Raw genomic sequence first — 13,334 nt, forward strand, 5'->3', positions numbered from 1 at the left:
GGGAGAATGGAATGAAAATCGCGTTAATTGCCCATGACCAAAAAAAGGCAGAGATGGTCGCATTTGCGACCGCCTATGCGCCTGTGCTTGCAAACCATGAATTGTACGCCACCGGCACGACCGGCTTGCGCATCCAGGAGGCGACCGGTCTTCCCGTTCATCGCTTCCAATCGGGGCCGTACGGAGGCGACCAAGAAATCGGGGCGATGATCGCCCGCAATGAAATGGATCTGGTCATTTTTTTCCGCGATCCGCTCACCGCCCAGCCGCATGAGCCGGACATCAGCGCATTGATGCGGCTTTGCGACGTCTATGCCGTGCCGTTGGCGACGAACATCGGCACGGCCGAGCTGCTCATCCGTGCGTTGGAGCGCGGCGATTTGGCATGGCGCAGCATTGTGCGCGGCCGAACAAAAGGCGGGGAGGAATCGAAAACAGAAAGGTGACAGCGATGATGGAAACGTGTGACTTGTTGGCGTTCGGCGCCCATCCGGATGATGTTGAAATCGGCATGGGAGGGACGATCGCCAAATACGTACGCCGTGGGTGCCGTATTGTCATTTGCGACTTGACGCAAGCCGAGCTTTCGTCCAACGGCACGGTCGACGAGCGGCAGAGAGAGGCGGCCGAGGCGGCCCGCCGGCTCGGTGTATCCGAGCGGTTGAACCTTGGGCTGCCTGACCGCGGCCTTTACGTCGAGGAAGAGACGATCCGCCAGATCACAGCGGTCATCCGCCGCTATCGGCCGCGTCTTGTATTCGCCCCCTATTGGGAAGATCGACATCCGGATCACGGGCGATGCGCCCGCCTTGTCGAGGAAGCGGTCTTTTCCGCCGGCATCCGCCGCTATGGCGCCGGAGAGCTTGGCGATGCGCACCGCGTTCGGGCGGTGTATTATTATATGATCAATGCCTTTTGCCGCCCGCATTTTCTCATCGATATTAGCGAAACGATCGATGACAAGCTGGACAGCCTGCGCGCGTACGAAAGCCAGTTTCAAAAACGGCCTGGCTCGGTTGACACCCCGCTGACCAACGGCTACATCGAGATGATTGAAAGCCGCGAGCGCTGGTTCGGTCAACAAATCGGCGCGGCGTATGCGGAAGGGTTTTTGACGAAAACGCCGATTCATCTTTCCAATTTGTTTGAGGAGGAGCGATGAAGCTGAAAATCGGGATTGTTTGCTATCCGACGGTCGGGGGCTCCGGAGTGGTCGCCACTGAGCTTGGCAAGCTGTTGGCGGAGCGGGGGCATGAGATTCACTTTATCTCATCGAGCATGCCGTTTCGTTTGAATAAAGTGTATGGCAACATTTATTATCATGAAGTCAGTGTCAACCAATATTCCGTCTTTCAATACCCGCCGTACGATTTGGCATTGGCAAGCAAAATTGCTGAGGTGGCAAAGCGGGAACGGCTCGATGTGCTTCATGCCCATTACGCCGTTCCTCATGCCGTCTGTGCGGTGTTGGCGCGGCAAATGGTCGGCGAGCTGCCGATCATCACGACGCTGCACGGTACGGATATCACCGTGTTAGGCTATGATCCGTCGCTTTCCGATATGATCAAATTTGGCATCGAGCAGTCGGATATCGTTACGGCGGTGTCTGACGCCCTTGCCCGGCAGACGTATGAACTGCTCGATGTGCAAGCGACGATCCATACCGTCTACAATTTTGTCGATGAACGCGTCTACCGTCGTCGGGAAGCGGGCCATTTACGGCGCGAGTACGGCATTCGCGACGATGAACGAGTTGTGATCCATGTCTCGAATTTCCGGAAAGTGAAGCGTGTGCCTGATGTAGTGCGAGCGTTTGCCATCGTGCGCCGGCACGTGCCAGCTAAGCTCTTGCTTGTGGGCGACGGTCCGGAAATGACCGTCGTCTGCCGGCTTGTGAAAGAGCTTGGGCTGCAAGATGATGTCCGCTTTTTAGGAAAACAGGATAAACTCGAAGAGCTGTATTCGATCAGTGATGTGATGATGCTTTTGTCGGAAAAAGAAAGCTTCGGGCTCGTATTGCTTGAAGCGATGGCGTGCGGCGTTCCGTGCATCGGCACGGCCATCGGCGGGATTCCGGAAGTGATTGAGGATGGGAAAACCGGGTTTTTATGCCCGCTTGGCGATGTCAAAGAGGCGGCAAGACAGGCGATGGCGCTGTTGACAGACTGCCGGTTGCACGCTGAGATGGCAAGACAGGCGGTGCAAACGGTTGAGCGCAAGTTCCGCTCGGCCGACATCGTCGGCCAGTATGAACAGCTGTACACTTCGCTTGCGGCAAGGAAGGTGAAACGATGAAACCGCCGTTTGAACAGGCGCTCGGCATTATCCGACAATTGAAGCGGCATGGCTATGAGGCGTATTTTGTCGGCGGCGCGGTGCGCGACTTGTTGATCGGACGTGCGATCGGCGACGTCGATATCGCGACAAGCGCTCTGCCGGAAGAAGTGATGCGCTTGTTTCCGAAAACGATCGACGTCGGTTCGAAACACGGCACGGTCGTCGTTGTGCATGAAGGAACGGCGTACGAAGTGACGACATTCCGCACGGACGGCGATTATGAAGACCATCGCCGTCCGGAGTCGGTGACGTTCGTTCGTTCGCTTGAGGAAGACTTAAAGCGGCGCGATTTCACGATGAACGCCATCGCCATGGATGAACGCGGAACGATCATTGATCCGTTTGGCGGACAAGAGGCGATCGAGCGGCGGCTCATTTGCACGGTCGGGGCGGCGGACGAACGGTTTCGCGAAGATGCGCTCCGCATGATGCGGGCTGTTCGCTTCGTCAGCCAACTTGGATTTGCCCTTGCTGAGGACACGAAGCGGGCGATCGTCCAAAACGCACCGCTTATGGCCCACATTTCGGTCGAACGGATGACCATGGAAATGGAAAAACTGCTCGCCGGTCCGTTCGTTGCCGAGGCGCTGCCGCTGTTGGCCGATACCGGGCTGTTCGCTTATTTGCCTGGGCTGGCCGCAAAAGAGCAGCTGCTGCGCTCGGCCGCCGCCTTTCGCTGGCCATGGCTTACAAAGCGCGAAGAGCGCTGGGCGCTTCTTTGCCGCGCGCTTGATGTCAAAGACATCCGTCCGTTTTTGCGCGCCTGGAAGCTTCCCAACAAAGTCATCGATGAAGCTGGCGCCATTTTGGCGGCGCTCGATGATGTCCCTAGGCCGGAGGCGTGGACGAACGAACAGTTGTTTTCAGCCGGCCTCGAGCGGGCGCTATCGGTTGAAGCGGTGCGCGCCGCGTTTTGCGGCGCGCTGTCTGAACTGCATCATGAGGAGCTCCGCCGCCGCTTTGCGGCGCTGCCGATCAAAACGAAAAGGGAGCTTGCCGTCAACGGGAAAGACGTCATTCGCTGGGCTGGAAAACCTGCCGGTCCGTGGGTGAAAGAGACGCTGGATGCCATCTGGCGGGCGGTCGTCAGCAGCGAAGTCGAAAATGAGAAGGAGCGGATTTACGCATGGCTCATGGAGCGCAATCGGACACACGAAAAAAACTGTTAGAGTTGTTTGCCGAAGCGAACGGCGAGTTTTTGTCCGGGCAAAAAATCAGCGAACAGCTCGGCTGTTCGCGGGCGGCGGTATGGAAGCATATCGAGGAGCTGCGCAAAGAAGGATTTGAACTCGAAGCAGTGCGCCGCCTTGGCTACCGGATTATCAGCACGCCGGATAAAGTGACGGCCAACGAAATCCAGCTCGGCTTAAAAACGGAAAAACTTGGCCACGCGATCCACTTTTTTGACGAAGTCGATTCGACGCAGCGCATTGCGGCAAGGCTCGCGTATGAAGGGGCGCCGGAAGGAACGCTCGTCGTCGCGGAAGAGCAAAAGGCCGGGCGCGGGCGTTTGGATCGGAAATGGTTTTCCCCAAAAGGGACGGGCATTTGGATGAGCCTCATTTTGCGGCCGGCCATCTCGCCGCAGCGGGCGCCGCAGCTGACGCTGCTTGCCGCGGTGGCCGTCAGCCAGGCGATTCAGGAAGTGACCGGGCTTGTCCCAGACATTAAATGGCCGAATGACATTTTGCTTGACGGCAGAAAGTGCGTCGGCATTTTAACAGAGCTGCAAGCCGACCCTGACCGCGTCCATTCCGTCATCATCGGCATCGGCATCAACGTCAACCAAACGATCGAGCAGTTTCCGGAGGATATCCGGGCCATCGCGACATCGCTGGCCATTGAAAAGGGCCGGCCCGTAAAGCGCGCCCCGCTCATTCAGGAAATTTTGTTCCGGCTTGAGCGGCTGTATGAGCAATATTTGGCGCATGGCTTCCGTCCGATTAAGCTTCTTTGGGAAGGGTACGCCGTTTCGATCGGCAAGCCGGTGACAGCGAGAACGCTGAACGGCGTGATTCACGGCATCGCCCGCGGCATCACCGACGACGGGCTGCTCATCCTTGAAGATGAGCAAAAAAACATCCATTACATCCATTCTGCCGATATTCAGTTCTAATTTGCCACTAGAAAAATTGTAACAATTTTGTTAAAATACAAAGCGAGGAAAAGGGCAGTATCTTTCGCAAGAAGAACTGCACCGAGGACGACAGCACGAATAGGTGAAGGAAATGATCTGCCTTGATCCTTTTTTGAAGGACTAGGACAGAGGGATGAACGAAACCGACGGCGGTTTTATGGCGTCCTTCTTTCTCAAGGCGGGAAAGAAGGACGTTTTGTTTCGGGCGGTTCATCTCCTCTGCAGTCAAAGAGGAGGGAACGAAAATGAAAGCGAAAACCGATTTTTTCCACATGAAGCAGGCGGGTGAGCCGATCGTGATGGTGACCGCCTACGATTTTCCGTCCGCGAAGCTTGCCGAGCAAGCCGGCGTCGACATGATTTTGGTCGGCGATTCGCTCGGCATGGTTGTGCTTGGGTATGATTCAACGATCCCGGTGACGGTCGATGATATGATCCACCATACGAAGGCGGTTCGCCGCGGTGCGCCGAACACGTTTATTGTCACCGATATGCCGTTTATGTCGTACCATGCGTCCAAAGAAGAGGCGCTGCAAAACGCCCGCCGCATCATGCAAGAGTCAGGGGCGAACGCCGTGAAAGTCGAAGGGGCGGATGAAGTCGTCGATAGGATTGCCGCGCTGACGAAAGCCGGCGTGCCGGTCGTCGCCCATCTCGGGTTGACGCCGCAATCGGTCGGCGTTCTTGGCGGCTATAAAGTGCAAGGCAAAGATGCTGAAAGTGCGAAAAAGCTGCTCGATGATGCGAAACAATGCGAGCAGGCGGGAGCGATCGCCCTTGTCTTAGAGTGTGTTCCGAAGCAGCTCGGGGCGGCCATGGCCCGGGAACTCACCATTCCCGTCATCGGCATCGGCGCCGGGGCGGAAGTCGACGGCCAAGTGCTCGTGTATCACGATTTGCTTGGCTACGGTGTCACCCGCGTGCCGAAGTTTGTGAAACAATACGCGTCCATCCAAGAGACGATCGTCGAGGCGTTAGCCAACTACGTCGCTGATGTCAAACTGCGCCAGTTCCCGGAGCCGGCGCACACGTTTACGATGAAGGAAGAAGAATGGGTGGCGCTTTACGGAGGAAAGCAAGGATGATCGTGATGGATCAGATTGCAGCGATGCAGGCGCTCATGCGCCAATATCGCCGTGAAGGAAAGACGATCGGGTTCGTTCCGACGATGGGCTATTTGCATGAAGGGCATACCTCCCTCATCGATCGGGCGCGCGCGGAAAACGACATCGTCGTCCTAAGCGTTTTCGTCAACCCGCTTCAGTTCGGACCGAACGAAGACTTTGCCCGTTATCCGCGCGATTTCGAGCGCGACCGGCGCATCGCCGAACAGCATGGAGTCGACGTCTTGTTCCATCCGGAAGCGGACGAGATGTATCCGGAGCCGCTTACCGTACGAGCGATCGTTCAAGCGCGCGCCGACGTGCTGTGCGGACGGTCGCGCCCCGGCCATTTTGACGGCGTGGCGACGGTGCTCATGAAGCTGTTCAACATTGTGATGCCCGACCGCGCGTACTTTGGGATGAAAGATGCCCAACAGGTGGCGGTCGTCGACGGTTTGATCCGCGATCTCAATTTTCCGATCGAGCTCGTGCTGGTGCCGACGGTCCGCGAGGCGGACGGGCTGGCGAAAAGCTCGCGCAACGTCTATTTGTCGCCGCAAGAACGGAGTGAGGCGCCGGCGCTGTATGCAGCGCTTCAAGCAGCCGCTTCCGCCGTCGAACGAGGGGAGCGGAGCGCAGCGGCCATCCGCCGGATGGTTAGAGAGCATATTGAAGCGCATACGCACGCTGAGATCGATTATGTCGAAGTATGTTCATATCCGGACTTGACGCCGCTTGAGACGCTCGCCGGGACAGTGTTGATCGCTGTCGCCGTCCGATTTGCGAGCGCCCGGTTGATCGACAATATCATGATTGAGTTGCCCAAAACCGGCGAACAAGGGGATGGAAAGGGGGAGCAAGCATGTTTCGCACGCTCATGAACGCCAAAATTCACCGCGCTCGTGTAACAGAGGCCAATCTCGATTACGTCGGCAGCATTACGATCGATGAAGATATTTTGGATGCCGTCGGCATTGTGGCGAATGAAAAAGTACAGGTCGTGAACAATCATAATGGAGCCCGTTTTGAAACATACGTCATCCCCGGTGAGCGCGGCAGCGGCGTCTTTTGCCTAAACGGCGCCGCCGCCCGCCTTGTGCAAAAAGGGGACGTCATTATCGTCATCTCATATGTGCTCGTTCCAGAGGAAAAAATCGCCGCCCATCGACCGAAAATCGCGATTATGGACGAAAACAACCGGATTGTGCAGCTCATTGCCGAAGAGCCGGCGCATACGGTTTTATGAGGGCAAAAAGGGGCTTTCCGCCCCTTTTCGTTTTGAGGTGATCGTTTATGGCAACGCGCTTTGTCATCATTGACTTGGAGACAACCGGAAATGGGCCGAAAAAAGGCGATCGGATCATCCAGCTCGGCATGGCGGTCGTCGAAGATGGCCTGATTGTCGAACGGTTTGCCAGCTTTTTTAACCCGGAACAGCCCATTCCGCTGTTCATTCAGCAGCTGACGAACATCAACGAACAGATGATCGAAGGAGCACCGCTGTTTGCTGACAAGGCGAGCGAGATCGCCGCCATGATGGAGGGGGCGTATTTCGTCGCCCATAACGTCGATTTTGATTTGCCGTTTTTGCAGGCGGAGCTCGAGCGGGCCGGGCGTCCGCCGTTTGCCGGCCCGACGATCGATACGGTGGAACTCGCACGCATCGTGCTGCCGACGGCGGAAAGCTACAAGCTTGGCGATTTGGCGAAACAGCTCGGCCTTCGCCATGACCGCCCGCACCAGGCGGACAGCGATGCGGAAGTGACCGCCAAACTGTTCATTGCCTTGATCAAGCGGCTCTCCCGTCTGCCGCTTATGACGCTTGAGCAACTGCGCGGTCTTGCCCGCCGCTTGAAAAGCGATATTTACTTGCTCCTTGATGCGGTCATCGCCAAAGAGCGGAACAAGGCGTCGGCCGACCGTGCTGTCGCCGTATACCGCGGCATTGCGTTGAAACAACCAGCGCCGGAGCCAGATGAGAGCGATCGGCGCCCCGCTTTGGCTTCGTTCGCTGCCTTTTGCGAACAGGAGCCGCCCCTTCCGCTTCTCGGCTACAAGCGGCGCGCGGGACAGTGGGAGATGATGCGGCTCGTTTATGAGGCGCTGTCGACGTCCCAGCACGCGCTCATTGAAGCAGGGACCGGACTTGGCAAATCGCTCGCCTATTTGATTCCCGCTGCTTTTTTTGCCTGTGAGCAGCAAGAGCGGGTCGTCATCAGCACGCATACCCTCCAGCTGCAGGAGCAGCTCATTCGCCGTGATTGGCCGGTATTGCGGCAAATCGCGCCGTTTCCGCTCCGCGTCGCCGTTTTGAAAGGAAAGCAACATTACTTATCCCTTGACAAGTTCGCTTCGTTTTTGTCGGAGCCGTCTGACACGTACGATGCGGCGCTCTTGAAATGCCAGGTGCTCGTTTGGCTGCTTGAGACCGACAGCGGCGACTTGGACGAATTGAATGTGTCATCCGGCGCCCGTCTCCTATTGTCCGCGCTTGCCATCGGCGAAGAGGAAGACGGCGGGCGGCATTATTTTTTCGCCCGGGCGAAAGAGCGCTCCGAACGGGCGGATGTGGTCATTACCAACCATGCGCTTTTGCTTCATGATTTGACCGGCCCGGCGCCGCTTTTGCCGCCGTTTCGCCATTTGATCATCGATGAGGCGCATCGGCTTGAAGATGCCGCCGCCCGGTGTTTTGGCGAGCAGATTGGCTATGTGTCGTTTCGCCTGCTGACCGCCAAAATCGCACAGACGATCGCGAAATGGCAAGAAGCAGAACAGGACGCACCGAATGGGGCTCTTGTCCGTTGCCAGCAGCGCCTTGAGGAGCTGCAGTTTGAAGGGGACGAGTTGTTCCGCCTGTTGCGCCGCTATGCGCTCGAGAAAAAGCCGGCTCGCGCTGGACGTTGCCGCTATCGCTTTTCGCCGACGGACGAACAGAGCCGGGCGTGGCAGGCGGCGGTGGAGTTATGCTGGCGCCTGCGCGATTTGGCGGCGGCGCTATCCGCTGAAGCGAAGCCGCTTCTATCCGCTGATACGAGTGGCGATTTCCCACCATCCGCCTTGCTGTCGGCTGATTTGGCGGCTCTCAACCGGCAAATGGCTGCGCTTGTGCGTTTGCTGACCGAAAAGGAGCCGGGTGTCGTCCGGTGGATCGAAGCGGACGAAAAAGGGGCGGCGAACGCTGTCCGCCTTTACTCACAGCCGGTTGACCTTGCTGACTTTTTCGCCGATCAACTGTTTATGAAAAAACGGAGCGTCGTGTTGACGTCGGCGACGCTCACGGTCCGCGGCCGGTTCACGTATATGGCGGCGCGTCTTGGTCTTGAGGATTTTTATCCACTTTGCCGCTCGTTTCCGCCGCCGTTTCGTTACGAGGAGCAGGCCGCGCTCTTCGTGCCGGCGGACATGCCGCTCGTTTCTGCCGTGCCGCTTGAAGATTACGCCGAAGCGGTCGCCGCTTCGGTGCTTGCGATCGCCCGACGCCTCGGACGGCGGGTGCTTGTGTTGTTCCCTTCGTATGAACTGTTGAAACTGACGGTTGATGCGTTGAAGACGGAGGAAGAAGGCGAGCCGTTTGTTTTGATCGCTCAAGGGGTGCAAAGCGGCAGTCCGGCAAAGCTCTTGCGGACGTTTTTGCAGTTTGAGCATGCGGTGTTGTTTGGGACGAGCAGCTTTTGGGAAGGGGTCGATCTGCCAGGTTCAGCGCTCGATGTGCTTGTCATCGCCCGCTTGCCGTTTGCGCCCCCGGACGATCCCGTGATGGAGGCAAAAAGCGAGCGCATTCGCCTAGAAGGCGGCGATCCGTTTTCCGAGCTGGTGCTTCCTGAGGCGGTGCTTCGTTTTAAGCAAGGGTTTGGCCGCCTCATTCGCACGGAAGACGACAAAGGAGCCGTATTTGTGCTGGATCGGCGGCTTTTGGCTTCCCCGTACGGCGCGGATTTTCTCGCTTCCTTGCCGCCGCTTTCGGTGCATGAAGGCGTGCTTTCTGAGCTGCTCGACAAGGCGGAAACTTGGCTTTCGTAAAGCGGGCTTTATTTCTCATAAAGATGGACGAAACGGCGCAATCTAAAGGTGTCAGGCGGCAAAAAACCCCGCATGAAGCGGGGGGAAGAAGCAAATTGGCGTTGACGGTGTAGGCGGGCAAATTTGTTATGAAATGATCGGACAAACCTGCTATAATAGGGAAGAAGCACAACTGCGATGACAGTTTGCGCCTTGCCGTTTGGCTTTGTCGGCTTGGCCGCAGAGGTGCGAAGAAGCACGCCTTTTGTCATCTTCGCTGTATTTGTATTGTTGCCGGAGCCGCCGGCGTGTATAAGTAACAAAATTTGCGCCGCACAGGAGGAAACGACGAAAATGGAAAGCAAAATCGAAGTGCTCGCTACCGTCAAAGTTCAGCACTCCGACGACTTGTACAAAATTGTCGACTGCTTGAACCGAACGCTAAAGCGCGACAATTTGATGTTTGGCCTTGCCTTGGATGAAACCGACAAGCGCCAGGCCATCTTTACGATTTATCGGACGTGATCACGATGAAAAAGTGGGGTTGGTTCACTCTGCTTTTTTTTGGATTCCTCATTTGGCAGGCATGGTCGATTTATGACGAGGCGATGGCGCCCAAACGGCTGATGGTGGAACATGCGTTGGCGCGGGCGAAGGAAGCCGCCGGGCTTGCTGATGTGAAGAAAGTCTATACATATTATGGCGACGAAGCGTGCACCGTATTCATCGGAAGAACAAAACAAGGGAAAGCGGTCGTCGTTTGGGTGCCTGAAAAAGAGGGAAATGTCGTCGTCAAGGGCGTGGACAGCGGCATCAGCGAGGCGGAAGCGCGCGCCATTTTGCAGCGCGACCGCCGACCGCGGCGCATCATCGACGCGACGCTTGGCATGGAAAAAGGCGTGCCTCTTTGGGAGTTGACATATATTGATGCGGAAGGAAGGTATTCGTTTTATTACCTTCACTTTGCGGATGGGGCCTTCCTGAAGAGGTACAGTTTTCAACAGTGAGGACGTGAGGGGGAAGAAGCGATGAAACTGGCAAAACGGGTGGCGTCGCTGACGCCATCGGCGACATTGGCCATTACGGCGAAAGCAAAGGAACTGAAAGCGGCCGGATACGACGTGATCGGCCTTGGGGCCGGCGAGCCGGATTTCAACACGCCTGAGCACATTATCGCGGCGGCCATCAAGGCGATGAATGAAGGGCATACGAAATATACGCCATCAGGCGGGCTGCCGGCGCTGAAAGAGGAAATCATCAAAAAATTTGCCCGCGATCAAGGGCTTTCATACGAGCCGGCGGAAATCATTGTCTGTGTCGGGGCGAAGCATGCGCTTTATACGCTCTTTCAAGTGCTGCTTGATGAAGGCGATGAGGTCATCATTCCGACGCCGTATTGGGTGAGCTACCCGGAACAAGTGAAGCTGGCTGGCGGCGTTCCGGTTTACGTTGAAGGGCTGGAAGAAAACGACTTTAAAATGACGCCAGATCAGCTGAAACAGGCGATTACCCCGAGGACGAAGGCGGTGATTATCAACTCCCCGAGCAATCCGACCGGCATGATTTATACGGCCGAGGAGCTGAAAGCGCTCGGGGAAGTATGCTTGGCGCATGGCGTGTTGATCATTTCGGACGAAATTTATGAAAAATTGATTTACGGCGGGGCGAAACATGTGTCGATCGCCGAACTGTCGCCGGAGCTGAAGGAGCAGACGATCATCATCAACGGCGTATCGAAATCACACTCGATGACAGGGTGGCGCATCGGCTACGCGGCTGGACCGAAAGACATCATTCAAGCGATGACCGATTTAGCAAGCCATAGCACATCGAATCCGACATCGATCGCTCAATATGCGGCCATTGCCGCCTACAGCGGGCCGCAGGAGCCGGTCGAACAAATGCGCCAAGCGTTTGAAAAGCGGCTTGACATCATTTATGACAAGCTTGTGCAAATTCCAGGCTTCACCTGCATCAAACCGCAAGGAGCGTTTTATTTGTTCCCGAACGCCCGAAAGGCGGCGGATATGGCCGGATGCCGCACGGTCGACGAGTTCGTCGCCGCCTTGTTGGAGGAAGCGAAAGTCGCGCTCGTGCCTGGTTCTGGGTTTGGGGCGCCGGATTACGTCCGCTTGTCGTACGCGACCTCGCTTGAGGCGCTCGAGACAGCGATCGAACGCATCCGCCGGTTTATGGAGGCGCGGGCCTAAGGCGCTTTGCGCCAAGGTGTCAGAGTGGAAAGAAAAGGGCGGCTTTGTTTGGCGCAAAGCCGCTTTTTCCGCGTCGGTCTGTCGGCTGGCTCCGGGCGGCTGCGCCGAAGGGCGATTGGTGGGGGCAGCATCGTTTTGCGCTGCTTTGGCTGGTCATTGCCGTGACGCCGACGGAACGGTATAATAGCGAATGATGGACGTGTCGATTATTGGAGGGAATCAGTGCGTGAAAACGACGACGATTGCGGAAGTGAATCAATACGTAGGACAACAAGTGACGATCGGCGCTTGGCTCGCGAACAAGCGCTCAAGCGGGAAAATCGTCTTTTTGCAGCTGCGCGACGGCACTGGGTTTATTCAAGGCGTCGTCGAAAAGGCGAACGTCTCGGAAGAGGTGTTTCAACGCGCCAAAACATTGACGCAAGAAACGTCGCTCTATGTGACGGGCACGGTGCGCATCGACGAGCGCTCCCCATTTGGCTACGAGCTGTCGGTTGCCGATTTGCAAGTCATTCAAGAAGCAGTGGACTATCCGATTACGCCGAAAGAGCATGGCGTCGAATTTTTGATGGACCATCGCCACCTTTGGCTTCGGTCGCGGCGCCAGCACGCGATCATGAAAATTCGCAACGAAATCATCCGGGCGACGTATGAATTTTTCAACGATCGCGGGTTTGTGAAAGTCGACGCTCCGATTTTGACTGGCAGCGCACCGGAAGGAACGACCGAACTGTTTCATACGAAATATTTTGATGAGGATGCCTATTTGTCGCAAAGCGGCCAGCTCTACATGGAAGCGGCGGCGATGGCGCTCGGCAAAGTGTTCTCATTCGGCCCGACGTTCCGCGCCGAAAAATCGAAAACACGCCGCCATTTGATCGAGTTTTGGATGGTGGAGCCGGAAATGGCGTTTTATGAGTTTGAAGACAATTTGCGTCTGCAAGAAGAGTACGTCTCCTACCTTGTGCAGTCGGTGCTCGAGCGCTGCCGGCTTGAACTCGGGCGGCTCGGGCGCGACGTGTCGAAGCTTGAGCTGGTCAAACCACCGTTTCCGCGCCTAACGTATGATGAGGCGATCAAGCTGCTTCATGAAAAAGGATTGACCGACATCGAATGGGGCGATGACTTCGGTGCGCCGCATGAGACGGCCATCGCCGAAAGTTTTGACAAACCGGTGTTCATCACCCACTATCCGACCTCTTTGAAGCCGTTTTATATGCAGCCGGACCCGAACCGCCCCGACGTTGTGCTATGCGCCGATTTGATTGCGCCGGAAGGATACGGGGAAATCATTGGCGGCTCGGAACGGATTCACGATTATGAGCTGCTCAAGCGCCGCCTTGAAGAGCACCATTTGCCGCTTGAAGCGTATGAATGGTATTTGGATTTGCGCAAATATGGTTCTGTGCCGCATTCAGGGTTCGGGCTCGGCTTGGAGCGCACCGTCGCTTGGATTTGCGGCGTCGAACATGTGCGCGAGACGATTCCGTTCCCGCGGCTGCTCAACCGGCTTTATCCGTAAAAAACCCCCTGCAAAAAGGGGGT

Annotated in this window: 14 protein-coding genes; all 14 read left to right on the plus strand. The window is 56.7% G+C overall.

What is annotated here, in order from left to right; translation table 11 throughout:
* Window positions 1–11: 11 nt before the first annotated feature.
* The 14 genes from B9L19_RS07390 (at window position 12) to asnS (ending at window position 13,311) form a co-directional block, all read left to right on the plus strand.
* On the plus strand, window positions 12–446 hold the full coding sequence (locus B9L19_RS07390; protein WP_013144914.1) for a methylglyoxal synthase: 435 nt from the start codon (window positions 12–14) through the stop codon (window positions 444–446).
* Between the two features lie 5 nt (window positions 447–451).
* On the plus strand, window positions 452–1,162 hold the full coding sequence (gene bshB1 / locus B9L19_RS07395) for a bacillithiol biosynthesis deacetylase BshB1 (protein ID WP_025948469.1): 711 nt from the start codon (window positions 452–454) through the stop codon (window positions 1,160–1,162).
* Window positions 1,159–2,295, plus strand: coding sequence for an N-acetyl-alpha-D-glucosaminyl L-malate synthase BshA (gene bshA, locus B9L19_RS07400; RefSeq protein WP_025948468.1), 1,137 nt, complete (start codon window positions 1,159–1,161; stop codon window positions 2,293–2,295). The genes bshB1 and bshA overlap by 4 nt, the downstream gene beginning before the upstream one ends.
* Window positions 2,292–3,506 carry a CCA tRNA nucleotidyltransferase gene (locus B9L19_RS07405; protein ID WP_047752894.1) on the plus strand — a complete coding sequence of 405 codons (1,215 nt, stop codon included), beginning with the start codon at window positions 2,292–2,294 and terminating at the stop codon, window positions 3,504–3,506. Before bshA ends, B9L19_RS07405 begins: the two co-directional genes overlap by 4 nt.
* Window positions 3,464–4,453, plus strand: a complete 990-nt coding sequence (locus tag B9L19_RS07410) for a bifunctional biotin--[acetyl-CoA-carboxylase] synthetase/biotin operon repressor (RefSeq protein ID WP_025948466.1) — start codon at window positions 3,464–3,466, stop codon at window positions 4,451–4,453. The genes B9L19_RS07405 and B9L19_RS07410 overlap by 43 nt, the downstream gene beginning before the upstream one ends.
* A gap of 266 nt (window positions 4,454–4,719) precedes the next feature.
* A complete protein-coding gene (gene panB, locus B9L19_RS07420) occupies window positions 4,720–5,559 on the plus strand; it encodes a 3-methyl-2-oxobutanoate hydroxymethyltransferase (protein WP_025948464.1) in 840 nt (279 codons plus the stop codon).
* The gene (gene panC, locus B9L19_RS07425; protein WP_047752895.1) at window positions 5,556–6,458 is read left to right on the plus strand and encodes a pantoate--beta-alanine ligase; all 903 of its coding nucleotides are present in this window, start codon (window positions 5,556–5,558) and stop codon (window positions 6,456–6,458) included. Before panB ends, panC begins: the two co-directional genes overlap by 4 nt.
* The gene (gene panD / locus B9L19_RS07430; protein ID WP_011231662.1) at window positions 6,440–6,823 is read left to right on the plus strand and encodes an aspartate 1-decarboxylase; all 384 of its coding nucleotides are present in this window, start codon (window positions 6,440–6,442) and stop codon (window positions 6,821–6,823) included. Before panC ends, panD begins: the two co-directional genes overlap by 19 nt.
* Before the next feature lie 47 nt (window positions 6,824–6,870).
* Complete coding sequence (gene dinG / locus B9L19_RS07435) at window positions 6,871–9,600, plus strand: ATP-dependent DNA helicase DinG (RefSeq protein ID WP_047752896.1); 2,730 nt, start codon at window positions 6,871–6,873, stop codon at window positions 9,598–9,600.
* Between the two features lie 333 nt (window positions 9,601–9,933).
* Entirely contained in the window at window positions 9,934–10,104 is a 171-nt protein-coding gene (locus tag B9L19_RS07440; protein WP_075261343.1) for a YpmA family protein, read from the plus strand.
* A 5-nt stretch (window positions 10,105–10,109) separates the two neighbouring features.
* Complete coding sequence (locus B9L19_RS07445; RefSeq protein WP_014196187.1) at window positions 10,110–10,586, plus strand: cell wall elongation regulator TseB-like domain-containing protein; 477 nt, start codon at window positions 10,110–10,112, stop codon at window positions 10,584–10,586.
* Window positions 10,587–10,607: 21 nt separating this feature from the next.
* Window positions 10,608–11,789 carry a pyridoxal phosphate-dependent aminotransferase gene (locus B9L19_RS07450; protein WP_025948462.1) on the plus strand — a complete coding sequence of 394 codons (1,182 nt, stop codon included), beginning with the start codon at window positions 10,608–10,610 and terminating at the stop codon, window positions 11,787–11,789.
* Between the two features lie 24 nt (window positions 11,790–11,813).
* Entirely contained in the window at window positions 11,814–11,954 is a 141-nt protein-coding gene (locus B9L19_RS18980; protein WP_020278327.1) for a hypothetical protein, read from the plus strand.
* Between the two features lie 28 nt (window positions 11,955–11,982).
* Complete coding sequence (asnS, locus tag B9L19_RS07455) at window positions 11,983–13,311, plus strand: asparagine--tRNA ligase (RefSeq protein WP_020278328.1); 1,329 nt, start codon at window positions 11,983–11,985, stop codon at window positions 13,309–13,311.
* The last annotated feature ends 23 nt before the right edge of the window (window positions 13,312–13,334 follow it).

This window comes from Geobacillus thermocatenulatus (assembly GCF_002217655.1).
Lineage (GTDB): Bacteria > Bacillota > Bacilli > Bacillales > Anoxybacillaceae > Geobacillus > Geobacillus thermocatenulatus.